General features: G+C 69.5%; 18 protein-coding genes and 4 pseudogenes. 6 read left to right on the forward strand and 16 right to left on the reverse strand.

Annotated features, from left to right (window positions below; translation table 11 throughout):
* Position 1: 1 nt before the first annotated feature.
* Complete coding sequence (locus ACFYY1_RS39595; RefSeq protein WP_388594613.1) at positions 2-346, reverse strand: hypothetical protein; 345 nt, start codon at positions 344-346, stop codon at positions 2-4.
* 897 nt (positions 347-1,243) lie between these two features.
* Here ACFYY1_RS39595 and ACFYY1_RS39600 point away from each other — a divergent pair.
* Positions 1,244-1,498 (forward strand): winged helix-turn-helix domain-containing protein, encoded by a 255-nt coding sequence (locus tag ACFYY1_RS39600; RefSeq protein ID WP_388594615.1) that lies wholly within the window; start codon positions 1,244-1,246, stop codon positions 1,496-1,498.
* Positions 1,499-1,555: 57 nt separating this feature from the next.
* Here the strand turns inward: ACFYY1_RS39600 and ACFYY1_RS39605 are convergent, their stop codons facing one another.
* The 3 genes from ACFYY1_RS39605 to ACFYY1_RS39615 are packed head-to-tail and all read right to left on the reverse strand — an operon-like array spanning position 1,556 to position 4,779.
* The gene (locus ACFYY1_RS39605) at positions 1,556-2,176 is read right to left on the reverse strand and encodes a DsbA family oxidoreductase (protein WP_388594618.1); all 621 of its coding nucleotides are present in this window, start codon (positions 2,174-2,176) and stop codon (positions 1,556-1,558) included.
* Between the two features lie 15 nt (positions 2,177-2,191).
* Positions 2,192-3,757, reverse strand: a complete 1,566-nt coding sequence (locus tag ACFYY1_RS39610) for an MFS transporter (RefSeq protein WP_388594620.1) — start codon at positions 3,755-3,757, stop codon at positions 2,192-2,194.
* Positions 3,754-4,779: a zinc-binding dehydrogenase gene (locus tag ACFYY1_RS39615; RefSeq protein ID WP_388594621.1), complete on the reverse strand. Its 1,026-nt coding sequence runs from the start codon at positions 4,777-4,779 to the stop codon at positions 3,754-3,756. Before ACFYY1_RS39615 ends, ACFYY1_RS39610 begins: the two co-directional genes overlap by 4 nt.
* Before the next feature lie 82 nt (positions 4,780-4,861).
* Here ACFYY1_RS39615 and ACFYY1_RS39620 point away from each other — a divergent pair, with 82 nt between their 5' ends.
* Positions 4,862-5,503: a TetR/AcrR family transcriptional regulator gene (locus tag ACFYY1_RS39620; RefSeq protein WP_388594623.1), complete on the forward strand. Its 642-nt coding sequence runs from the start codon at positions 4,862-4,864 to the stop codon at positions 5,501-5,503.
* Positions 5,504-5,566: 63 nt separating this feature from the next.
* Here ACFYY1_RS39620 and ACFYY1_RS39625 read toward each other — a convergent pair whose 3' ends face one another.
* Together ACFYY1_RS39625 and ACFYY1_RS39630 are read right to left on the reverse strand one after the other, a co-directional pair.
* Complete coding sequence (locus ACFYY1_RS39625; RefSeq protein ID WP_388594625.1) at positions 5,567-5,719, reverse strand: hypothetical protein; 153 nt, start codon at positions 5,717-5,719, stop codon at positions 5,567-5,569.
* Positions 5,720-6,821: 1,102 nt separating this feature from the next.
* The gene (locus tag ACFYY1_RS39630; protein ID WP_388594627.1) at positions 6,822-7,211 is read right to left on the reverse strand and encodes a VOC family protein; all 390 of its coding nucleotides are present in this window, start codon (positions 7,209-7,211) and stop codon (positions 6,822-6,824) included.
* A gap of 88 nt (positions 7,212-7,299) precedes the next feature.
* Here ACFYY1_RS39630 and ACFYY1_RS39635 point away from each other — a divergent pair, with 88 nt between their 5' ends.
* Positions 7,300-8,112: a TetR/AcrR family transcriptional regulator gene (locus tag ACFYY1_RS39635; RefSeq protein ID WP_388594629.1), complete on the forward strand. Its 813-nt coding sequence runs from the start codon at positions 7,300-7,302 to the stop codon at positions 8,110-8,112.
* Positions 8,113-8,880: 768 nt separating this feature from the next.
* Here the strand turns inward: ACFYY1_RS39635 and mihF are convergent.
* Both mihF and ACFYY1_RS39645 read right to left on the reverse strand, forming a co-directional pair.
* Positions 8,881-9,195: an integration host factor, actinobacterial type gene (gene mihF, locus ACFYY1_RS39640; protein WP_360938729.1), complete on the reverse strand. Its 315-nt coding sequence runs from the start codon at positions 9,193-9,195 to the stop codon at positions 8,881-8,883.
* A 168-nt stretch (positions 9,196-9,363) separates the two neighbouring features.
* A complete protein-coding gene (locus ACFYY1_RS39645; protein ID WP_388594633.1) occupies positions 9,364-9,660 on the reverse strand; it encodes a hypothetical protein in 297 nt (98 codons plus the stop codon).
* Between the two features lie 21 nt (positions 9,661-9,681).
* On the opposite strand from ACFYY1_RS39645, the pseudogene ACFYY1_RS39650 reads away from it, so the two are divergent.
* Positions 9,682-9,879: pseudogene (locus ACFYY1_RS39650) on the forward strand (hypothetical protein); the annotation flags it as partial.
* Positions 9,880-10,316: 437 nt separating this feature from the next.
* Here the strand turns inward: ACFYY1_RS39650 and ACFYY1_RS39655 are convergent.
* From ACFYY1_RS39655 to ACFYY1_RS39685, 7 genes and pseudogenes are all read right to left on the reverse strand, one after another.
* The gene (locus tag ACFYY1_RS39655) at positions 10,317-11,066 is read right to left on the reverse strand and encodes an SDR family oxidoreductase (RefSeq protein WP_026250522.1); all 750 of its coding nucleotides are present in this window, start codon (positions 11,064-11,066) and stop codon (positions 10,317-10,319) included.
* A 159-nt stretch (positions 11,067-11,225) separates the two neighbouring features.
* Positions 11,226-12,132 (reverse strand): annotated as a pseudogene (locus tag ACFYY1_RS39660) (AraC family transcriptional regulator N-terminal domain-containing protein).
* Positions 12,133-12,978: 846 nt separating this feature from the next.
* Positions 12,979-13,137: pseudogene (locus ACFYY1_RS39665) on the reverse strand (ISL3 family transposase); the annotation flags it as partial.
* Between the two features lie 149 nt (positions 13,138-13,286).
* A complete protein-coding gene (locus ACFYY1_RS39670; RefSeq protein ID WP_388594635.1) occupies positions 13,287-14,552 on the reverse strand; it encodes an NAD(P)/FAD-dependent oxidoreductase in 1,266 nt (421 codons plus the stop codon).
* On the reverse strand, positions 14,549-15,985 hold the full coding sequence (locus tag ACFYY1_RS39675; RefSeq protein ID WP_388594636.1) for an NAD(P)/FAD-dependent oxidoreductase: 1,437 nt from the start codon (positions 15,983-15,985) through the stop codon (positions 14,549-14,551). The genes ACFYY1_RS39670 and ACFYY1_RS39675 overlap by 4 nt, the downstream gene beginning before the upstream one ends.
* Complete coding sequence (locus ACFYY1_RS39680) at positions 15,982-17,415, reverse strand: FGGY family carbohydrate kinase (protein ID WP_388594638.1); 1,434 nt, start codon at positions 17,413-17,415, stop codon at positions 15,982-15,984. Before ACFYY1_RS39680 ends, ACFYY1_RS39675 begins: the two co-directional genes overlap by 4 nt.
* A complete protein-coding gene (locus tag ACFYY1_RS39685) occupies positions 17,412-18,944 on the reverse strand; it encodes an APC family permease (RefSeq protein WP_388594640.1) in 1,533 nt (510 codons plus the stop codon). The genes ACFYY1_RS39680 and ACFYY1_RS39685 overlap by 4 nt, the downstream gene beginning before the upstream one ends.
* Positions 18,945-19,364: 420 nt before the next feature.
* On the opposite strand from ACFYY1_RS39685, the gene ACFYY1_RS39690 reads away from it, so the two are divergent.
* Together ACFYY1_RS39690 and ACFYY1_RS39695 are read left to right on the forward strand one after the other, a co-directional pair.
* Entirely contained in the window at positions 19,365-20,126 is a 762-nt protein-coding gene (locus tag ACFYY1_RS39690; protein WP_351264473.1) for a DeoR/GlpR family DNA-binding transcription regulator, read from the forward strand.
* 211 nt (positions 20,127-20,337) lie between these two features.
* Entirely contained in the window at positions 20,338-21,243 is a 906-nt protein-coding gene (locus ACFYY1_RS39695; protein WP_388594642.1) for an HAD family hydrolase, read from the forward strand.
* 138 nt (positions 21,244-21,381) lie between these two features.
* On the opposite strand, the pseudogene ACFYY1_RS39700 reads toward ACFYY1_RS39695, so the two are convergent.
* Positions 21,382-21,558, reverse strand: a pseudogene (locus ACFYY1_RS39700) (transposase); the annotation flags it as partial.
* Positions 21,559-21,606: the final 48 nt, after the last annotated feature.

Here is a 21,606-nt window from a genome sequence, read left to right on the forward strand (position 1 = left end):
GCTACGCCTCGGCCGGCTCGTGGGCGTGCTTGAGCGCCATGCGGGCCTCGACACGGTCGCCTACGTCGACGGAATCCCAGAAGGGGTGCGTGGACACGGCGGTGCTGAGCTCCAGCAGCCGTGCCCTGAAGCGGACAGTCTCTGGGGCCTGCTCCTCCGTGTACCCGGGAGAGTCCTCCTTGTGGGACCGGTAGGAGGAGTGCAGCTGCTTGTCTCCCTCCCACCCGGGCATCGGCTCTGCCGACCACGGCAAGGTCCTGGCGTACTCCTCGTACGCGGCACGGGTCTCGCGGAGGGTGACCTGGGCCTCGAGGAGGTCTTGCGGGAAGGGGAAGGTTTTCGGCACGCCCCAATGCTACGCCTGTTCGAATATCGGATGCGAATGACGTGCCGAACCGCCCCAAAACATGACACCCGCGCCCGAAATCCTGCCCACCTCAGCCCACCCCTGCCAAACTGGCCCCGGCCTCGTCGTCACCCCCGTCGGCGAGGCCACCCCGCAGCAAACACGAAGAGCGGCCCACCATCCCCCAGGAATGATGAGCCGCCCGCTGGGCTGTCAGTCGTCGCCTAATGCACGACGACGGCCTTGCCATCGAGGACCGATTCGCCGGGCTCCTCATCCTGCTCTATGCCCAGCCCCTCACGGCGCGGTCTCCCAGCTGCCGGTCACAGCGGTGATCACAGAAGGTCCGCAGACGTCGCTGATGCTGGGCGACACTTCCCTGCTGCTGCCTGATCCCGTCGACAAGCTCGCCCGGCGGCTCGTCGCCCGGCGACGCGGACACATCACGATCGGCTCCTCGGCGGACTCTCCCTGGCTCTTCCCCGGCGCCTTCGCCGACCAGCCGCTCAGCAGCCACCATCTCGGAACACGGTTGAAGCGGCTGGGCATCTACTCACGTCGGGGCCGGACTTCCGTCCTGATGGGACTCTCCACCCAGTTGTCGGCGGCGATCCTCACTGAACTCCTGGGAATCAGCCCCGAGACCGCCACCGCCTGGACCCAGGAAGGAGGCAACTGGGCTCGATACGTCGCAGAGCTCCAGAACCGTCCCCACGCCCGAGGACGAGCGCCGAAGACTTCGACCTCTGATCTCCCCGAGACTCCCGGCGGCGCGCCCTTCGGGGCGCGCCGCCCATTCCCTGCCACTGAAAGGCGTCGGCGCGCGAATCGGGGGGGCAGCGCAGACCCGCCCTCTCCCGCGGCGGCCTCAGTCTCGACAGCGAGTCCCGGGAGGTCGTGCTCGACGGGCGGCCGATCCCGCTGACCCGCAAGGAGTTCGACCTCCTGCACTATCTCGCGAGCCGGCCGGGCGTCGTCGTCTCCCGGCAGCGTCTGATGATCGATGTCTGGGGACATCCGGCCGACGTGGGACTCAGCGCGCAGGCGAGCCGGACGCTCGACACCCATGTGAGTTCCATGTGGAGCAAGCTGCGCGAGAGCGGCTGGATCCTGACCGTCCGAGGAGTGGGATTCCGGTTCCGCCAGGACTGACGGGACCGAGCCGTCCCGGCGAGGACACAAGGTCCCCGCCGGGACCCGGCGCCGTGGTCAGCCACGCGGCCGGGGGGTCAGCAGCCGGGCCAGGGCCTCCGGACTCTGGACGGCCGAGGCGGACACCCCGCCGTCGACCACCAGCGACGGCACTCCCCTGACGCCCGCCTCCACGGCACGCCGTTCGTCGGCGCGCACATGCTCCGTGAACTCCGTTCCCTCCACCACCCGGCGGACCGCGGCCGGGTCGAGACCCGCCTCGACCCCCAGCTTCTCCAGGACCTCGGGGGCGGCGATGTCGAGCCCCTCGGTGTGATAGCCGTACAACAGCCGTTCGAGGACCTCGTCGGCCCGCCCGTGCGCGGCGCCCAGGTGGACGAGCCGGTGCGCGTCGAAGGAGTTGACCGGCCGCGCCTTGTGGAGGTCGAGCCGCACCCCCTCGGCCTCGCCGAGCGACTGGATCTGCCGCACCCGGGCAGCGGCCTGCTCGGGACCGCTCTGGTACTGGGCGATCACCTCGGCGGCCGTCGGGCCCGCCGTCGGACTGCCGTCCGGGTCCAGTTCCATGCTGCGCCAGATGAGGTCCACGTCGTCGCGTCCGGCGAGCGCGGTCGCCAGCCTCCTCTTCCCGATGTAGCACCAGGGGCACAGGATGTCGAAGTACACCTCGACCCTCATGAGCGGGGACTCCTTTCAGTCGGCGGCCGGCGCGGGAGCGGCGGCGCGGTCATCGGCGGTCGGCAGGTCCTCCGCGTCCCGCTTCCCGCGCCGGCGCAGCGTGAGGGTGAGGGCCGAGAGGGCGAGCAGCAGGGGGATCAGGATGAGCGCGTGCACATGGAGGCTCTGGGTGAACGCGGCGCGGGCGGTGTCCGCCAGCGCGGTGCCCAGTTCCCCGCCGAGCCCCCGGGCGGCCTCCAGGGCCGCGGGCAGCGTCTCGCGGGCGGGACCGGCGAGGTCCGCGGGCAGATGGTCGGTCATGTAGCCGCCGTAGACGGCGGTGGCCACACTGCCCAGCGTGGCGATGCCCAGCGCACCGCCGAGCTCCGCGCCCGTCTCGGAGATGGCCGAGGCGGCGCCGGCCCGCTCGGGCGGAGCCGCGCCCACGACCAGGCCCGTGCCCAGGGCCATGAACGGGGTGAGGCCGGCGAAGAGGAGCAGGGAACCGGCAACCAGGAAGCCGGGGCCCCCGTCGACCTGGGTGAGCATGATCGGGCCGAGGACGGCGAAGGCCGCTCCCGCGCTCATCAGCACGGCGGGCTGGTGACGGGCGGCCAGACCGGAGACCCACAGGGCGACGACGGTGCCGCCCACGGCGGTCGGCAGCTGCCAGAGTCCGGCCTTCAGCGGCGCATAGCCCAGCACCAGTTGCAGGTACTGCGAGGTGAGGAGGCTCGTGCCGAAGAGGAGCATCCCGACGACGATCATGCCTCCGGCCGAGATGGAGAAGGCCGGGATGCGGAAGAGGGACAGGTCGAGCAGGGGTGTGGTGAGCCGCCGTTGGCGCCGTACGAAGGCCGCGCCGACGACCAGGCCGAGCACGATGAAGCCCAGCGAGGAGAGCCCGGGGCCGTCCGCCGCGATGCCCTTGATCCCGTACACGATCGCGAGCGGGGTCACCAGGGACATCGCGACGCTAATGAGATCCAGCCGGCCGGTCCCGGACGAGCGGAACTCCGGCACCAGGAACGGCACGGTGAGGACCAGCACCAGCATGGTCGGCACAGCAACGAGGAAGACCGAGCCCCACCAGAAGTACTGGAGGAGGACACCGCCGACGAGCGGGCCGAGCGCGCCGCCGCCCATGAAGCTCATCATCCAGATGGTGATGGCCAGGGTGCGCTGGGCGGGATCCCGGAAGAGGTTGCGGATCACGGAGAGCGAGGTGGGCGCGAGGGAGGCGGCCGCGACGCCCTGGACGGCGCGCGCGGCGACGAGCATCCCCGCGCTGTTCGCGTACGCCGCGAAGACCGAGGCGGCGGTGAAGGCGACGGCGCCGATCAGCAGGATCCGGCGGTGGCCGATGCGGTCCCCGAGGGTGCCCATCGTGACGAGGGCGCCGGCGACCATGAAGCCGTAGATGTCCGTGATCCACAGCAGCTGGGGGCCGCTGGGGTCCAGGTCGCGGCTGAGCGTCGGGAGCGTCAGATAGAGCACCGACATGTTCATCATGACCAGGACGGCCGGGACGCCCAGGACCGCGAGGGCGGTCCATTCGCGGGCGCCCGCCCGCTCGGGCGGTGTGCGGGCCTCGGTGCTCATCGGTCGTCGTTCGTCGCGCCGTCGGCGGCGCCGGTGCCGTACGTGTCGCCCTCCTGGGCGCCGACGGCGAGCAGGGTCTTCCCCACGGTGGCCCGCGCCTCGATGGCCGCGTGCGCCTCGGCCGCCGCGGCGAGCGGGAAGACCTGGCCGACGACCGGCGCGAGGACGCCGTCCGCCGCGAGCCGCAGGGCCTCTCCGATGAGGGGGTGGGTCTCGGCGGGGCCCGGCGCGGCGAAGAGTCCGAGGGTGCGGATGCCCCGGGCGGCGAGGTCGTCCTCGTCGAGCGTGGCGTCCGCGCCGCTCGCCATGCCGTACAGGCTGATGCGCCCTCCGGGGCGCAGCGCGCCCGCCGCCGCGGTGCCGATGGCGCCGCCCACCCCGTCGAAGACGACGTCGAGGTCGCCGCCGCCGGCCGTCTCCCGGACCTGGCGGAGCCACGCCTCCCGCGAGTAGTCGACGTAGGAGGCGCCGAGGGAGACGACCAGCTCGGCCTTCCGGTCGCCGCGCGCGGCACCGACCACGCGGGCGCCGGCGTACACGGCCAGCTGGACCAGGAGGCTGCCGACACCGCCGGCCGCGGCCTCCACGAGGACCTTCTCGCCCGGCTTGACCTCCGCCTGACGGAAGAGCAGGAGAGCGGTGCGGCCGTCGGCGAGCAGGGCGACCGCGTCCTTGAGAGCGAGGCCGGGCGGGACCGGGACGACCTCGTCGGCCCGTGCCAGGGCGCGTTCGGCGTAGCCGCCCTCGCCGCCGGTCGTGGTGACCACGACCGTGCCGAGCAGGGCGGGGTCCGCACCCGGGCCGAGGGCGACGACGCGGCCGCCCACGCCGTTGCCCGGCACCCGAGGGAGCGCGGGGCGGCCGAAGGGGCCGTTGCCGGAGCGCACCTGGGTCTCGACGAAGGTGACGCTCGCGTACGCCACGTCGACCAGCACCTGGCCGGGGCCGGGCTCCGGATCCTCCACCTGTCGAGCCCGCAGGACCTCCGGTCCTCCGAACTCCTCCATCACCACGGACAGCACGGCGCCCCTCCAAACGGATAGCTTCGCTTCGTTTGAAATGTATAACGGAGCGATTCGCTTCGCAAGCGGCTAGAGTGAGCCCATGGCCCGACGAGCTCCCCGATACGCCGAAGCGGAACGCAACGACCGCGCCCTCCTGGAGGCAGCGAAGAAGGTCCTCGCCGTGGACGGCGCCCATACGTCCGTGGCGACGATCGCGGCGCGCGCGGGAGTCGGCATCGCCAGCCTCTACCGGCGGTACCGCACCAAGGAGGAGCTGTTCCAGCACCTGTGCGCCCTGTCGCTCGGGCAGTGGATCCAGGCGGTGGAGGAGGGGCTCGCGCACGACGACCCCTGGGAGGGGCTCGTCCACTACATCACCGCCGCCATCGAGTTCAGCGGCGGTGCGCTCGGCCCGCTGGCCGGCACGATCCCCGTCACCGACGAGATGGCCGAGAAGTTCACCCGGTCCGAGGAGCTGACACGGTCCCTGATCGCGCGCGCCCACGAGGCGGGGGTGCTCCGGGCGGACGCCACGGCCGTGGACGTCTCCCTCCTCATCGAGCAGCTCGGGAAGTCCTCCCTGGCCGAGCAGTTCGAGGTCCAAGGCAGGACCGACCTCGTCGACGAGGCGAGCAACGCCCGCCGCCGCATCATCGCCATCGCGGTCGACGGGCTCCGCGCCGGGCACGGTCCGCTCCCGGGCCGGCCGCCCGGCCCCGACCTCCTCGCCGAACGCTGGTAGAGCGCCGGTCGGGGGACGGGGGCGGCGGGTGCCGTCAGGCGACGGGCCGGGGGTGCCGCTCGCTCAACGCCCGTACGACATCGGCCTGTGGTAGCACGTACGGCCGTCCCGGCTCCGGCGCCGCCACGCCCGCTGGCTGGCGAGCCGGTAGACGCTGCCGGACGGTGTGCCCCAGAGCCGGGTGATGTCGGAGGCGCTGAGCCACACGATCCGCACCGTGTCCGCCTCCCCGCCTCCGGATGGGGCGGAGCTCCCCTGCGCGCGGGACGCCGGCGGGGTCGCTCCGTCCGGCGCGGCCGGGTGTGCCGTACCCGGGGACGAAGGGCGCGGGGAAGCCGGACGTGCCGCGCCCGGAGGCTGCGCCGTCCCGGCCTTCGCCGCCAACCGCCGCCTGAGCAGCATCAGTTCCTCGCCCGCCCAGTGGTGCGCCGGATCGGCCCGGCACCGCACGGCGGGGGGCGCCGGCCGCGTCCGGCCGGATCAGCGACTGGAGCCTCCCCGCGCAGCCCGGCTCGGGACAGGAGCCGACCGTCACCAGGCGGCGCTGGTCGTCCGGGGTGGCGACGCGTGCCGCCCGGCGGGTCACCTCGCTCAGCTCGCGGGAGGCGTCCCTGGCGGCGCTGTGCGCGGGCAGCTGCTCGGCGTCAGCAGTACCCAGGAGCGCACCATGCTCGGTCCGCTCGGCGGACAGTAGCCGCGGACGCGGTGCCGGCCCCGTGCTCCTGGCCGTGCTCGTCGTCGGTCCGGTGCCCGGCGGACGGCGCCCCCGATCCAGGGGTGACCCAGGCCGGGGCCGAGGTCCTGGCCCAGGTCGTGGTCGGGCCTGTGGTCGGGCCGAATGGTTCTGGGCCGACTGGGGCGACTGACAGGCGCTCAGAGAGGCGTACAGAGCGGTTCTAGGCTGGCCCCACCGCGACCCCAGGTCGACGATGACGTGCGCCCCTGGTCCGGCCGCGCCATCAGTACTCCTTCGCCCAGTGCTGGTTCGACTTCGACGGCTCGCAGGACACCAGGTACGGCCAGGTGGCGCTCTCGCCGAGACACAGGCTGCTGTACAGGTTCACGAGGGTGCTGTTAGTGCCCGTGCGCCAGTTCTGGCCGGTTTTGGATCCGCAGTCGGCCAGGTACAGCACGGGCCCTGCTGGAGCAGGCCGCCGAGGCCGACCCTGTCGAGGCTCCCCGAAAATTCGAAAATCCCCAGGGCCGCTCGCGTTCTCTACTTGATTGAGGGGCTCAACAACAGGTCGGGGCCTCTCCTCGCGGCGCCCCTGTGACCCTGACTGGGCGTCATCGCTTTGGGGCGGCGCCGCAGGTCGTCTCAGCGGCTGGTGGGTGCGTTCCAGTCGACCAGTTGGACGATGACGCCATTGGGGTCGCGGACCTGAAAGGCGCGCTCGCCCCACTCCTCGTCAGTCAGCGGCATGGTGATCGCGACGCCTTCGGAGCGCAGGCGCGCCAGCTCGCCTTCGAGGTCCTCGACGACAAAGGCGAGGATCAGCCCTGCGGTGTGCTCGTCGCGCTGGTCTGCCGGGAGAGTGGCCAGCCCTCGTCGCAAAAAGATGACGTTCATGCCGACGTCGTCGCGCGTCAGGGACGCGAAGCCGTCGGCGACCATCTCCTCGCGGAACCCGAAGTGCTCAACGAGAAAGGCGCTGGATGCGGGGACATCGTCGACGTTGAGCGACACGGCACTAGAGGTGATCTTCATGAAAGCTCCTCCGAGATCGCACTGAGCATATTCTCTATACGCAGTACAATGTACATCGTACAGAGTTTGATTGCGAGAGGATGAATCCGTGTCAACGGAACGAACCAGCTCGGGCGACCCGGCCCGCACCCTGCAACTGCTGTGGCGCGGCTCCTCCTCTGACCGTCACCGAGGACCGCGACGGGGGCTGAGTATCGACGCGGTGGTCGAGGCCGCCACCGCCATCGCCGACGCTGAAGGCCTGGACGCGGTGACCATGCGCCGGGTGGCCAAGGAGCTCGGCGTGGTGCCGATGACGCTGTATACCTACGTCCCCGGCAAGGCCGAGCTCCTCGACCTCATGCTCGACGCCGCCTACGCACGCATGCCCCGCACCGACACCACCGGACAGCCCTGGCGCCAACGCGTCACCGCTTTCGCCGAGGAGAACAAGGCCCTCTTCGAACGCCACCCATGGGCCGCGGCCGTCTCCACCGTCAGGCCTCCGCTGGGGCCGGGGCAGATGGCAAAGTACGAGCACGAACTGTCTGGGCTCGACGGCCTCGGCCTCAGCGACGTCGAGATGGACGACTGCCTGACCCACCTACTCACCTTCGTGCAGGCATGCGCCCGCGCCGTCGCCGACGCCCGCGCCACACAGCACGACACCGCCCTGAACGACCAACAATGGTGGGAGCTGAACGCCCCACTCCTCGCCCGAGTCCTCGACGAAAACGCCTACCCCACTGCCGTCCGCGTCGGCGCAGCCGCAGGCGCCGCACACAGCAGTGCCTACGACCCCGCCCACGCCTACTCCTTCGGCCTGCAACGCGTCCTCGACGCCTTCGCCGCCCTGATCGGCCGAAGCGGAGACGCGAAGACATCGACTTCACCGCACCAGCACGACGCCATTACCCCGTGAGCCGGAGCACCTGTCGCCAATGCTCCGGCTGCGTAACTCAGTGAAGAGGTCTGGCTCTCCTCCGAGCACAGGGCCGTGCAAACAGCCTCATCAGCCCAGCGAGTTGAGTACGAAACCGCAGGCTCATCGCCCAGAATCAGGGGGTCGCACCCGCAGGTTCGCGCTGAACGACCTTCAGTTTCCCTGAACCCACGGGGATCCTCGGGCGTGATACTGGTGGGGCGGCGACGCCGCGGGGCCGTCGGGCGCTTTCGGCGCTGCGGCGGACCAGGCCCCGCGTCCAGACGCGGATCCCGCTGTCGAGGTCGTGTGCGAAGACGAGCTCACCGCCCTCGTGTCACCTCGTCCATTGGTAGGAGCCGCAGGGGCGCTGCGCCCCGGCGTGTGAACCGTGGTCAGGCATAGGGTCGGGGGTGCTGGTTGTCCTGCCTCGGCACAGCGGCGACGATCCGGTGTCCGGGCGGCATGACGCGCTCCAATTGTTGTCCCAGCTCCTGGGCCACCCCGCGTACCTGGGCAGGAACATCACCTTGCTCAGCGACAAGACTGTTATAGATGGGGGTGTCCGAGAACACGGGCGGATTCTGCTTTCTATCGGCGGGGATGGGGATGGTCCCCCCGCGGTCATGGTCTGGCAGGACGGGAACACTACCGGCCGGCCGAGGCCTGTCTGGGCTGGTGGCAGGCTACCCGCGTCCCCTCCTTCGGATCGTCATGGCGGACGCTCCCCCTGCGGGACACCGGCCCGAGCCGACAGGGCGCGATCTGTCAGCGCTGCGACGCGAACCGTTCGAGCAGGCGGTCCCGCTGCTGCCTGCCAAGGCCGCGCACCCTTCGGCTCTCAGAGATCTCCAGCTCGGTGAGGATCTCCTGGGCCCGCACCTTGCCGATGCCGGGGAGCGATTCGAGCAGGGTGCGGACCAGCATCTTGCCGATGGCCTCGGAGTCACTGCCCAGTACTTCGCTCACCGACGACTCGCCGTGCTTGAGCTTGTCCTTCACCGCGGCACGTTCCCGCCGTGCAGCGGTGGCCTTGTCGAGCGCTGCCCGGCGCTGTTCGGAGCTGAGCGTGGGAAGTGCCATGGGCGGTCCTTTCACCAGGTAATCGACGTGCCCATCCTGCCCCTGCCGCTGTGTCACTGACCAGCAGGTTTACAAGGTTTCTACAGATGAGGACCTCTCGGCGGCGCGAGGGCGAGCGGGCCAGGGAATGCCGACGTCAACGCGGCCGTACTGGAAGAAGCTCGATCCTCACCGCATCCGGACCACGGTGAGGGTGCCGTGCCGGCCGGACCCGGCCAGCACCTCCACAACCATGTCCGTCTCCACCCGCGTGTACGGCTCTCCCTCCGCCCGCCGCTCCCCCACCACCACCGCGCCGCTCAAGGCCTCACCGACCCGAGCCGCGAGGACCGGCTCCAAACGTGCGGACACCCGGGCCGGCCCGCCCTCGTCCCCCACCGCCAGGACCAGATGGTGCGGCCTGAGCCGGGAGCCGGTGAACCCCAGCACCAGGGCGTCGACCGTGTCCGCGTGCCGAACCTTCAACCACCGACGCTGACCCGACGGATAGCCGGCACTGCCGCATTTGCAGACGATCCCCTCGATGCCCGGCAGCGCGCAGGCGTGGTCCGTGCGGCTGTCGTCAACTGGCGGCGCCGGCATCCGGACTTCCCGGAGCCGGTCGGCGGCACCGTCGAGAGCCCGCGGTTCGGGGCCGGGGAGGCTGATGCCTGGCTGCGCGCTCACGGTAAATTTCCTGGGGTCACCGTCCTGTCGTGCTGCTGCGGCGAGCCGGGCAGCGTCGCGTGGTCGCCGCTCGTCCAGGCCGAGGAGGCCAAGCGCCGCCGCGATATCGGCGCGGAGATCGGCGCTCTGGTCGGCGGGCACTGTGCGTTGACCGAGGCGCCGTGGTACCCGACTCGCCCCGGTGACCGGCTGATGCTCACGCTGGAGGCCACCGACCACACCCCACGCACAACGGAGCTGTCCGAAGTCGTCGGGGGCGGCGCGGACGGTATGGGGCTGCGTCTGGTGGACGTCTCGCCCGAGGGGGGCTGGTATGCCGGTCCGCCCGAGCTGTACGGGGCCGACCCGGTCGAGACTCCGTGGATGGAGGCCGGCCCGGACCGGCTCACCATCACCCGCGACGGCGTCATCGTCCACCAGGGCCGTCACGCGGCGTGGCCTTGCCTGTTGGCTGATCACTTCGCCTGGGAGAGCGAGACCGCGTCGGGGCCGGCGGGGAATCGCAGCTGGCCGGTCGTGTCGTGCACGGCTCGCCACACTGTCTCGGCGACGTCGCTCTCCTTGGTGAACAGGTCCTGGCCCGTGAAGTCGCCCATGGCCTTCTTCGCCCATGGTGCGTAGGGCGCCGGGACCAGCTCGTCCAGCGAGGCGCCCTTCGTCGCGTTGGCCGCGAAGTTCGTCGTCAGGCAGGCGCCCGGCTCGACCGTCTTCGCCCGCACACCGAACGGCGCGAGCTCGAGCGCGAGGGATGCGGTGAACCCCTCGATGGCCATCTTGCTCGCCTTGTAGACGGCCGAGAGCGGCATGTGCCCCAGCACCACGCTCGAGGTCACGTTGACCACCACGCCAGAGCCACGCTCGCGAAACTGGGGCAGCACCGCCTGCGTCATCGCCATCACGCCGAACGTGTTGGTCTCGAAGACCTCCCGCACTCGGGCCATGGGGGTGCCCTCGAACACGCTGATCGAAGGCACGCCCGCGTTGTTGACCAGGACATCGATGGGACCCTCGGCCTCGAACGCGGCGGTGATGCTCTCGGGCCTGGTCACGTCGAGCTCAATGACGCGGAGCCGGTCCGACTCAGGAAGGACGCCTGGACGCGGCGTCCGCATCGTGGCGATGACGTTCCACCCCTGCGAGTGGAAGTAGAGAGCGGTCTCCCGCCCGTACCCGGATGAGGTACCAGTGATCAGAACTGTCTTCATGTTGTGCCCCTTTGCGATGTGGTGGGATCCATACGGGTGGGCAGGCATTTTCCTGCTCCACGGGAGAACCGGTGATCCCATTGAATCGCTCTGACCTGCGGAGATAGTAGAACTATCCTCGCTGCTCCTTGCACGATCCTCCAGTAGAGCCCACCCAACTCAGGGCAGGAGACCTGTCGGCGCACGCACGGCCTGACGCAGGCGGGCGGCGTCCTGGCTGGGGGGCGCGCCGAACTGGCGGCGGTACTCCCGGCTGAACTGCGACGGGTTGTCGTAGCCGACGCGGTGGCCGACTCCGGTGACGTCTCCGGGGTGGGTGGCGAGCAGCAGCCGGGCCTCCTGGAGCCGGATCTGCTTCTGGAACTGGATGGGGGCTCATCGCGGTCACCGCTTGGAAGTTGCGGTAGAAGGCGGAGACGCCCATGCCGGACTGTCGCGCCACGTCCTCGACCCGGAAGGGCTGCGCGTAGTGCTCGCGGATCCAGCGCACGGCCCGCGAGATGTGGCTGAGGCTGCTGTCGGCCAGGCCGAGCTGGCGAACCGTCGCACCCTGCTCGCCGGTGATCAGGCGCCACAGGATCTCGCGCTTGACCAGCGGGGTCAGTACGGCCCGGTCGCGGGGCTCGTCGAGCAGGCGCAGCAGCCGGACCACCGCGTCCAGCAGCGCGGCCGGAGCGTCACTGACGGCGATCCCCGACGGCGCGCCCCCGCTGCTCCGGGGGGCGCCTCCGGGCCCGGCCTCAAGCAGCAGCTCGGCAACGGCGGACGGTTCCAGGACGAGACCGAACCCCAGCGCCGGCTGCTTGGGGTCGGCCTGGGTGAACTGCCCTGTGACAGGCAGATCGACGGATGCAACCAGGTACTGCCCGGGCCCGTACTCGAACACCCTCTCACCCAGGGCGAGGCGTTTGGCGCCCTGTGCGATGACCGCCAGGAGCGTGCCGGACATCGAAGGCGCCGGCGGATCAGGGCGGTCGACCTTCGAGATGAGGACGCCGTCGACGGTGGTGGTCCAGTCGGGCCGCGCATGGCGGGCCAGCAGGGTGCGGAGTTCTTCGAGGTACATGCGTCCATTGCAGCACCATTCCGCGCCGCGGTTCCCAAAGTCGCGAGGATCGTGCAAGTGCAAACGAGTATCTGTCTAACGTTTTCGCAGGTCAACCCGCTTGAATGGAATCACCGCACTCCATCACCGAAGCGGAAGAGAAGGAATCCATGATTGCCAACTACGGCTTCAGCGCCACCCTGACCGCCAGGCCCGGGATGGGCGACCAGCTCGATCTCGTCGCTGGTGTGCACGTCAGCACCTGCCCTCAACTATCAGGGTGACGCGCGCCCGGTCGGCCCTGCAATTCAGCGCCCGGCCTGCCCGCCTCGCTGCGGTTACGGCAGGAGAGCGAAAGACAGCGGCGGTTTTCGCCCCGGACTCCCACCTCGGACACCGAGGTGGCTCTGGTAGTCCCGGCCAGTCTCCTGGTCCAGGTCCAAGAATCGGAACTCCAACTCGTGCCACATGTCGTCATGAAGATCCCGACAGGGGTACTCCGTCACCAGCTCTGGATGCACCACACAAGGACGTGGGACGTAGTTCTTCCACAGCTCAGCCGGGCATGGCGGAGCCTCCAACAGCTTCCCAACCGATCCCGCCTTTCGCAATTGGACGTGCGGAACGATCCAACGATGGCCGCTGTGCTTCCGTGGGCACCAGAGAACTTGGAGTAGATCGCACCCTTCGGGAAACGGGACGGTGCCAGGAACGCTGGTGCGGTAGATCTGCACGACAGGCACCATCGGCGACCCCTCGCGCTCGGAGCACAATGGCCAGGCCTCCTCGGCCGGCCACAGCAGCGGGCCTCCGACCGAGCTGTCTCGGCACGTTGGCTCACCCACACGTGGGTGAAGCCGCACGGTCTCTTTCCGGAGGGGCGCCACCTCGGGAAACAGCAGTGTCGTGCGGAGTTCGTGCCCGCACCACGATCCGCTCGCCCTCGTCGACCACATCCTCGATGGCCAAGGGGGACAACCCCGAAAACAGCGTCTGCACGAGCTCGTTGACATCCTTCACGCGAATGCCAACGACCCTCACGACTCTCCGTTACCACCGAAAGTGAGACAGGGGCCCTTGATTAGACACTCCCCCGCCCGGCCACCGAGTACGATCACGGCAAGTAGCGGCTGCCAGATCGCGGCACGTCCCCGCCCCGTCGCCCCAACCCGCTCCTATTCGCGCGAGTTGTAAGTGGTGATGTGGACGGGACCCCCGGTGTAGGAGATCCCGTCGAGGACCGAGGACGGGATACGGAAGACCCGGCCCGGGGCCGCAGGCCAGGCGAGGGTCCGGCGGGCGACGATACGGCCGTCCTGGCGGACCGTCACCTTGGGGAAGCGGACGAACTCGTCCGTCCAGAGCAGGAGCCGATCGCGGGCCGGAGCCGGATCGCCGGGGCGGAGGATCTGCGGTGCGATCCAGCGGAACGGGGCGTCGGCGATCAGACGGACCCCCTCGGCCGGCTCATGCCTTCCGTCCAGGTGGTTGATGACCTGCTGGGCGACGTGCTTACCGTCGAGGGCGGCCACGTCGGCGGTGTCAACGGGATGGAGCATGTTGCCGGCGGCGAAGACTCCGGGTCGGCTGGTCCGCAGCGCGGTGTCTGTGAGGGGGCCGAGGGTGCGTTCGTCGAGGGTGATGCCCGCAGAGCGCACGAGTTCGTGGTCGGGGATCCAGTCGCCGCTGAAGACGACGGTGTCGCATTCGACGGTTCGGCGCTTGCCTGTGTCGAGGTTCTCGATCTCGACAGCCTCGCAGCGGCGCTTGCCCATGACCTGGGTGACACGGCTGCGGGTGGCGACCGGAACGCGGAGGATGGTGCGGCCGGCAGCGTTGAAGGCGCCGTAGGACTCTGCCTTCGGGTACTTGCTGATCATGAGCGCGGGGGTGCAGCCGGCTTCGCGGAGGGTCATGGCCGCGGACCAACTGACCAGTTCGCCACCGACGATGACGGCCCGCTTGCCGACGGGCTGATGGTGGAGGTGGACGAGGTTTTGAAGTTGTCCGGTGGTATAGACCCCGTGGGGGCGATCTCCAGGGATGCGGCGTGCGGTGCGGGGCCTTTCGCGGGCGCCGGTCGCCAGGACGATGGCCCGGGCACGAATCTGGTAGCGGCCCTCGGGGCTGGTGACGTCAACGGTGTGCTGATCGGACCAGTCGGTGACCATGGTGCTGGTGCGGATCTCCGCTCCGGACCGTGCGGCCCGGTCGGCCAAGTGGCGGGCGTAGGCGGGGCCGGTCATCACACGGCGTAGGTCTCGCAGGCCGTATCCGGTGTGGTCGCTGTGCCGGGGAATGCCGCCGGCCTGCTTCTCCCGGTCGACGACCAGGACCCGCCCGGCGCCGCGGTCGGCGATTTCGGCGGCTGCGGTGAGCCCTGCGGGGCCGCCTCCGATGATGAGGACATCGGGCTCGATGAGGGGCAGCTGGTGGGTCATCGGTTGTCCTTGTGCTGGCTGCAGCAGCCGTCGTTGGTCTGGTGCCGGGTGCGCAGGGCCGCGACGGCCGCGCCGCAGAAGAAGCCCTGGCAGCGGCCGTTCATGGCCCGGGTGCGTCTGCGTAGCCCTTCCAGACTGCGCGCGGGCACCGGGGCGTGGCAGGCGTCGCGGATCTCACCCTCGGTGACCCGTTCGCAGAAGCAGACGATGGTGCCGTAGGCGGTGTCCGCGGCAATCAGGTCGGCGTCCTGGTAGGGGCGTGTAGTGGCTTCGCCGATGTTCGGCATCCGGGGCGGAGCGGGCAGGTTGCTGCGGCTGCGGAGCCCGGCACCGGCTTCCGACAGGAGTCCGGCGACGTGTTCGGCGATGGCGATGCCCGCTGTCAGTCCGGTGGAGCGAATGCCGCCCACGAGGAGGTACCGCTGCTCGGGGGTGGCTTCGATGAGGTAGTCGTCGCGGTCGATCGCGGCGCGCAGTCCGGCGTAGCTGGCGGTGACCTCCTCGGTGAGCAGGCTCGGCATGAGCCGCGCGCCCTTGCTGAGGAGGAAATCGTAGCCGTCCTCGGACGTGGAGGTGTCGGTGCGGTCGGTGAGGTCCTCGGCGGTGGGGCCGAGCATGACGTTGCCGTAGATCGTCGGGGAGATGAGCACTCCCTTGCCGCGGGATGAGGGAACCGGCAGGACGATCTTGTCGGCCTTGGGCCGTGCCAGCTTGTCGAACACGAACAGCTCGCCGCGACGGGGGGTGACCGTGAAGCGGTCATGGCCGAAGAGCCGGTCGATCGTGTCGGCGCCGAGGCCTGCCGCGTTGACGACCCAGCGGGCTCGCACGTCGCCCTGGGCGGTGTGCAAGGTTGTCGCGTCGTCGCGCACGTCGATGCCGGTCACGGCGTGTTCGAGCAGGATCGTCGTCCCGCGTTGCCTGGCGTCGGTGGCCAGGGCGAGGTTGGTGGTCCATGTGCAGATGATGGACTCGTCGGGAACCGTCAGGCCTCCGAGCACGCCTTCGCCCAGATCGGGCAGGACCTGGTACACCTCGTCCGCGTCCACGATCTGGCAGTGCTTGTACCCGTTGGCCTCGGCCTTTTCCTTCAGGCCAGGCAGGGCGTCGAGCTCTTCCTGGTTCCAGGCCACCAGCACGGCGCCGGTGTGCTCGACGGGGATGCCGGTGGCCTTGGCGTAGTCGCTCAGCAGGTGGTAGCCGCGAGCAACGAGCCGGGACTCCAAGGTGCCCGGTTTCGCGTCGAAGCCTGTGTGCAGGATGGCAGTGTTTGCCTTACTCGTTCCGTCTCCGACGTCGTCGCGGGCTTCGAGCAGCGCCACGGAGACGTCGTAGCCGGACAGTTCGCGTGCGATGGCCGAGCCGACAATGCCTCCTCCGATCACCACGATGTCGAAGACCTCGGGGTGGGGACGGTGGGGGGTGGGGGTCATGAGTGGTCTCCCTTGGTGGCACACGCCTCGGCGGCCTGTGCCCATGTGGTGCGGAACTCCTGGGCCCGGTCTTCGGACCAGCGGGGTTCGTAGACGGTCGCCGGCTGCCAGTCGCCGACGGCCTCTTCGAGGCTGATGGCGGGGTCGAGGGCGCAGCGGGCGAGCGCGGCAGCGCCGAGGGGTGTGGCGTGCGCGTTGGGGTAGATGTCGACGGGGAGCTGGGCGATGTCGGCCTGGGCCTGCATGAGAGCGGCGGAGTTGGTCAATCCGCCGTCGACGCGCAGCCGGTTCAGGGGCCGGCCGAGGTCTCGGCCGACAAGGGCCGTCAGCTCGGTGACCTGGGCGGCTATGCCCTGGAGCACGGCCAGGATGAGGTGCTCGCGGCGGGTGGCCAGCGTGATGCCGGTGAGGGAGGCCGTGGCCTCGGAAGCCCACCACGGAGCGGCGAGTCCTGCGAATGCCGGGACGCACATGACGCCGTCGCTGTCTTTCGCGACCAGCGCGTCGATTTCGGTGGCGGACTGAAGAAGACCGAGGTCCTGCAGCCAGCGCACGGCCGATGCCACGGTGTAGACCTGACCGTCCACGCAATACAGGGTCTGCCCCGCGGCCTGCCAGGCCACCGACGTCGTCAGGCCCGCGCTGGAGCGCACGGGGTCCGATCCTGTGTTTGCCAGCAGGAACGCGCCCGTGCCATAGGTGCACTTGGCCGTGCCCTGCTCCAGGCATGCCTCGGCGACCAGAGCGGCCTGCTGGTCGACGATCAGGCCGGCCACGGGCATCTCTTGTCCGAAGGCGCGCGTGGTGCCGACCACCTCGTCGCTGCCTACGATGCGGGGCAGCCGCTCGTCGCCGAGGGAGAACAGATCAGCGAGACGCCCGTCCCACGCCGCACCGTCCAGGTCGAAGATCAGAGAACGACTGGCGGTGGAGGCGTCGGTGACGAACTCTCCTGTCAGGTGGTGCACGAGCCAGGTGTCGGTGGTGGTCACCACCCCGTCACGGGTGAGGTTGCGGCGCAGCCATGCCATCTTGGGCGCGGAGAAGTAGGGGTCGAGAACGAGACCGGTGCGCTGCGCGATGGCCTCGCGGTGCTCGGCCAACTCGGCACAAATGCTCTCCGCACGGCTGTCCTGCCAGACGATCGCCGGGGACAGCGGCGTTCCCGTGGCTTCGTCCCAGGCCAGGACGGTCTCTCCCTGGTTGGCCAGGGCCACGCCGTCAATGGGCCGGCCGGCCATGCTCACGGCCCGGCGGCCGGCGGTGAGGACGGAATCGAGCAGTTCGTGTGGATTCTGCTCAACACCCCCTCCGGGCAGGTAGATGGGGCGGATGGTCTCCTCGGCTAGGGCGACCGTTCCGTCCTCGGCGTCGACAACGATGGCTTTGGTGCCCGAGGTGCCCTGGTCGATGGCGAGGATCGTGGTCATCGCAGGGCCCCTTCCGTGTCGGCCGCGGAGGGTGCGGTGGCGTTGTCCAGGGCACGGTCGACGTCGGCCATGTCAGGCATGGTCAGGGCGGCGCGGCCGCGCCGGATGAGGAGCCCCGCCAGGTAGACGGCGCCGATCCCGCACAGCACCAGGACGTAGGCCCAGGGGCCGCGGAAGGAAGCGTCCCGGAAGATGAGCAGTTCGTATACCAGCCAGACCCCGGCCAGAAGCAGGACCGGGACCTCCCACCGCCCCAGGGAGAAGCCGCGCGACGGCGGCAGGGAGGAGCGTTTGGCCGCGTACATCGCGACCGTGCCGGCGTAGATGACGGCGGGCAGCAGGGTGGCGGCGGAGAACAGCTGGAACAGGGCGTCGGTGGAACGGGAGAAGACCGCGAGAACGATCTGCGCGATGAGCATCATGAACACCGTGGCGTTCAGCGGCGTCGCCGTCCGCGGGTGGATGCGCTTGAGCAGGCGCCATCCGGGGAAGCGCTCGTCCCTGGACATCGCGTAGACCAGGCGGGTTCCGCTGAGGGTGATCACCAGCCCGCAGGAGAAGATCGAGACCACGACGAGGACCAGGAGGCTCTTCCCCACCACGGACCCGAGCACGGCGGTGATCACGGTGGCCACCGGGGTGGCCGACTCGGCGGCGCCGTCGACCCGGCCGACGGCGGCGGTCACGGCGACCAGGAAGAGAAAGCCGAGAACGCCCAGGGAGAGGACGGCCTGGACCATCGCCTTGGGGATGACGCGGGCGGGGTTCTTGGTCTCCTCCGCCAGGTTTGCCGCGGACTCGAATCCGACGATGGTGAAGGCGCCGAGCAGGAACGCCAGGGCGAAGGGGCCGGCGTGGGTTCCGCCGCCCAGACCGTAGTAGCCACTCTCCGGGATCGTCGCGGTGTCGAACAGGTGGGCGAAGTCGAGCTTGCCGGTGAAGTAGCCCACCGCGAACAGCAGCGCCGTCAGGGTGATCATGCCGATGAGCTGCGCTGTCACCGCCGCGCTGTTGACCTTGTGTGTGATACGCGTGGACGCGGCGACCAGCAGGGCCTGCAGCAACACCACGCCGGCCGTGATGACCCAGGCGTTCTGTGTCGTGCCGACGTACTGGAACAGCTCGGGGAGAATCGTGGAGGCGATCGTGTAGTCCACTGCGACCACGACGACCCCGAGGAAGGCGAACGAGATCCAGCCCATGATCCAGCCCCACACGGGCCCGACGATGCGCGACACCCACTGGTAGGAGTAGCCGCTGATCGGGATGCGCGCCGCCAGTGCTCCGAAGACGAGGGCGACGCAGAGCTGGCCGATCACGGAGATCGGCCAGGCCCAGATGCCGCGCGGGCCCGAGGTGGCGAGCACCGAGCCGTAGGCCGTGAAGATCCCTGTCGCGATCGACACGAACCCGAACGCCACGGAGAACGAGGCGTACCAGCCAAGCTCCCGCGCCATCACCTGGTTCGCCCCGCCCTGCTGTCCCTCAGCCGTTCTTGGCGCCTGAGCACCTGCTTCTGATTTGGCCATGACCTCGTTCCCTGCTTCAGAGTGCCCCGCCGTCGCCGCGGAAGCCAGTGGGTGATCGAAGAACCGAATGCGGTCGGCATCAAGGCCCGCCTCGCAGGAATGCGCTGGAGCCTGTTCGTGGGGATGGCAGCGAGGACCCGCGGTCCGCGCCACCTCGACGCCGGTCGACAGCCCACACATGACCGTTTATGTGGACTATTGACTGCTGAGAGTGTGGACCCCTGCCCGTTTTCCGTCAAGGGTTAGCACGCCCGGCCTGATGAACGATCGCTGATCGCCTAGCAGAAGACGCCTTGAGCTGCGAAGAAGAAGCGGAGAAGAATAAGTCTTTGAGGCCGTTGGCGATGCGCTCCGCACGTCACATGAGCCCTAGAATGCAGTCAGGGTTCCACAGAAACAGTCAATCAGAGAGGGCTGGATGTGCTAGCAGCCGAGCGTCACCGCAGGATCGTCGCCGAGATCGCTCGGCTCGAGTTCATCACGACGGACGACCTGACCAGCCTGCTGAGCGTCTCCCACGAGACGATCCGCAGAGACCTCGCCCTCCTCGAGCGCCGCGGCGAGCTGGCGCGTGTCCACGGAGGGGCCACCACTGTCCGGTCACCTGTCGGGGAGGAGGCCTCCTTCAACGAGCGCAGAGGCGCTTTCCTCGCTGCGAAGCAGGCCATCGGCCGAGCCGCAGCAGCCCTGATCGAACCCAACCAGACGGTCGTCATCGATGTCGGTACCACGGCCCTGGAGGTGGCCCGTGCTCTGCCTGCCGATCACGCCGGCGTCATCGCCACCCCTTCCCTGCTCGTGGCCGCCGAAGTCAGCTCCCGCCCGCAGGTCGAGGTCCTGGTCAGCGGCGGGCGGCTGCGCGGTGGCGACCTGGCCTGCTCCAATGCCCAGGCCGTCGAGTTCTTCGACAATCTGCGCGCGGACGCGGTCTTCCTGGGCTCCGGAGGCATCGCCTCCTACGGACTGACCGATTTCCACCTCGACGAAGTCGCGACGAAGCGCACCATGCTCGCCAACGCGTCCCACCGCTACGTGCTAGCCGATTCCAGCAAGTTCGGACGCACGGCCGCCCACCGCGTCTGCGAACTCGACGGCTTCGACACCCTCATCACTGACAGTCCTTGCCCGGACGGCCTGAGCGACGCCCTCGCCGCGGCGGGCGACAACATCGTCGTGGCCTGAAGGCGATACAGCCAACCGATCCCTTCGGCGCCGGCAGTCCTCCTCGCCTCCGGCGCGGCAGGGGTTCTGCCCCGCTGAAGAGCGTCGCGCGGAATCCGGCCGTTGCGCCACAGTCGTACAGACGATCCATCGGCACCCCCGCCTGGACCTCCCCTTGACTCCCACCGGCCACCGCATCCACAATCGCAGACCAAAACGGTCAACTTTCCACATGCTCGGGCAATCGGAGTGGCAGCGCATCATGGCAGGACCGAAACCGACGCGCCGCAACCGGCCTTCCGCAGCCAAAGGCGCCGACGCGGCAGCGCAGGCGCCCGAGATCTTCGGCCGTACCGACGTCGGCCTCGCCTCGGTGGGCGCTGTCCACGGCGAGAGCTCCGCTGTCACGGTGGTCGTCAAGGTGAGCGCGCTCGCTGCCGTAGACCTTTCTCGTCCAGATGAAAGCCGACGCCTTCCCACAGTGAACCCAGCCAACGAAATCACTTCGATCTTCGACCTCGACGGCGTCCTGACCAGTGAGGACACGATGTCCTCACTGGTCAGAGCTCGTCTGGCAGCCCGTCCCCTCCGGTTCGCCGCTGCAATCCCACCGTTCTTGCTCGCCTCGGCAGCACCGCCCGACGGCGCGCTGAAGCCCGCGATGAACCGGGCGATCGTGGCCTTGACACTGCGCGGAATGACCCGCAGCCAGTACGAGGAACTGGCAGCCGTGACGGGCCGGGCCATGGCAGCCCGGACAGCTGTCAGACAAGCTGTGGCAAGGTGCCAATGCGCCCGCGGTCGTGGTCCGACCATCGTGGCGACAGCCTCGGAGGAGAACCTCGCGCGTGCATTTCTGGACGGCGTCGGGTTGCACGGCATCCCTCTGGCCGCTTCCCGGCTCGACTTCACCCCACGGGGGCCCCGGCTCATCGCCCACAACGTGGGCGAAGCAAAGATCGATGCCGTCCGGGCGCTGGGGTTCGCCCCAGAGGACGCGCTCCTGTACACCGACTCGGCCAGCGACCTCCCGCTCGCCCGTCTCGCCCGCCGGACCGTCACTGTCAACGCCGCCCGCCGCTCGATCGCGAAGCTCACCGACGCTTCCGCAGACATCCGCCACGAGCGCTGGCGCTGAGGCGACACAAGCTGTCCCGGGTTTCCCTTTCCATGACCACCACTGCCGCATCCAGCAGCGAGATGGCCATACAACCGCCGCCCGGCCCACCAGGAAACCGAGCTCGATCGTCCGCTGCTGTTCACGGACCTCCTTGCGCAGCCGCTTGAGTTCCTCGCGTTCGGCGCTGGTCAGTTCACCGGACTCACTGTCGCCCCGGTCCGTCTTGGCCCGGCGGTACCAGCCGCGCAGGGACTCCGAGCTGATGCCGAGCTCCCGGGCGACGGCGGTGACCGTCTTGCCCGAGGAATCGACGAGCGAGATTGCGTCCCGCTTGAACTCCTCGGGTGTACCGCTTCGTGTACTTGCTTCCCACCTGGTGCT

The sequence above is a fragment of the Streptomyces sp. NPDC001890 genome (genome assembly GCF_042891445.1).
Lineage (GTDB): Bacteria > Actinomycetota > Actinomycetes > Streptomycetales > Streptomycetaceae > Streptomyces.

What these genes read in the sequence shown, in the direction of transcription:
- ACFYY1_RS39605 (WP_388594618.1), bottom strand. Translation starts at nt 2,176, where the DNA reads ATGAGGGTCGAGGTGTACTTCGACATCCTGTGCCCCTGGTGCTACATC.
- ACFYY1_RS39610 (WP_388594620.1), bottom strand. Translation starts at nt 3,757, where the DNA reads ATGAGCACCGAGGCCCGCACACCGCCCGAGCGGGCGGGCGCCCGCGAA.
- ACFYY1_RS39620 (WP_388594623.1), top strand. Translation starts at nt 4,862, where the DNA reads ATGGCCCGACGAGCTCCCCGATACGCCGAAGCGGAACGCAACGACCGC.
- ACFYY1_RS39630 (WP_388594627.1), bottom strand. Translation starts at nt 7,211, where the DNA reads ATGAAGATCACCTCTAGTGCCGTGTCGCTCAACGTCGACGATGTCCCC.
- mihF (WP_360938729.1), bottom strand. Translation starts at nt 9,195, where the DNA reads ATGGCACTTCCCACGCTCAGCTCCGAACAGCGCCGGGCAGCGCTCGAC.
- ACFYY1_RS39655 (WP_026250522.1), bottom strand. Translation starts at nt 11,066, where the DNA reads ATGAAGACAGTTCTGATCACTGGTACCTCATCCGGGTACGGGCGGGAG.
- ACFYY1_RS39670 (WP_388594635.1), bottom strand. Translation starts at nt 14,552, where the DNA reads ATGACCCACCAGCTGCCCCTCATCGAGCCCGATGTCCTCATCATCGGA.
- ACFYY1_RS39675 (WP_388594636.1), bottom strand. Translation starts at nt 15,985, where the DNA reads ATGACCCCCACCCCCCACCGTCCCCACCCCGAGGTCTTCGACATCGTG.
- ACFYY1_RS39680 (WP_388594638.1), bottom strand. Translation starts at nt 17,415, where the DNA reads ATGACCACGATCCTCGCCATCGACCAGGGCACCTCGGGCACCAAAGCC.
- ACFYY1_RS39685 (WP_388594640.1), bottom strand. Translation starts at nt 18,944, where the DNA reads ATGGCCAAATCAGAAGCAGGTGCTCAGGCGCCAAGAACGGCTGAGGGA.
- ACFYY1_RS39695 (WP_388594642.1), top strand. Translation starts at nt 20,338, where the DNA reads ATGCTCGGGCAATCGGAGTGGCAGCGCATCATGGCAGGACCGAAACCG.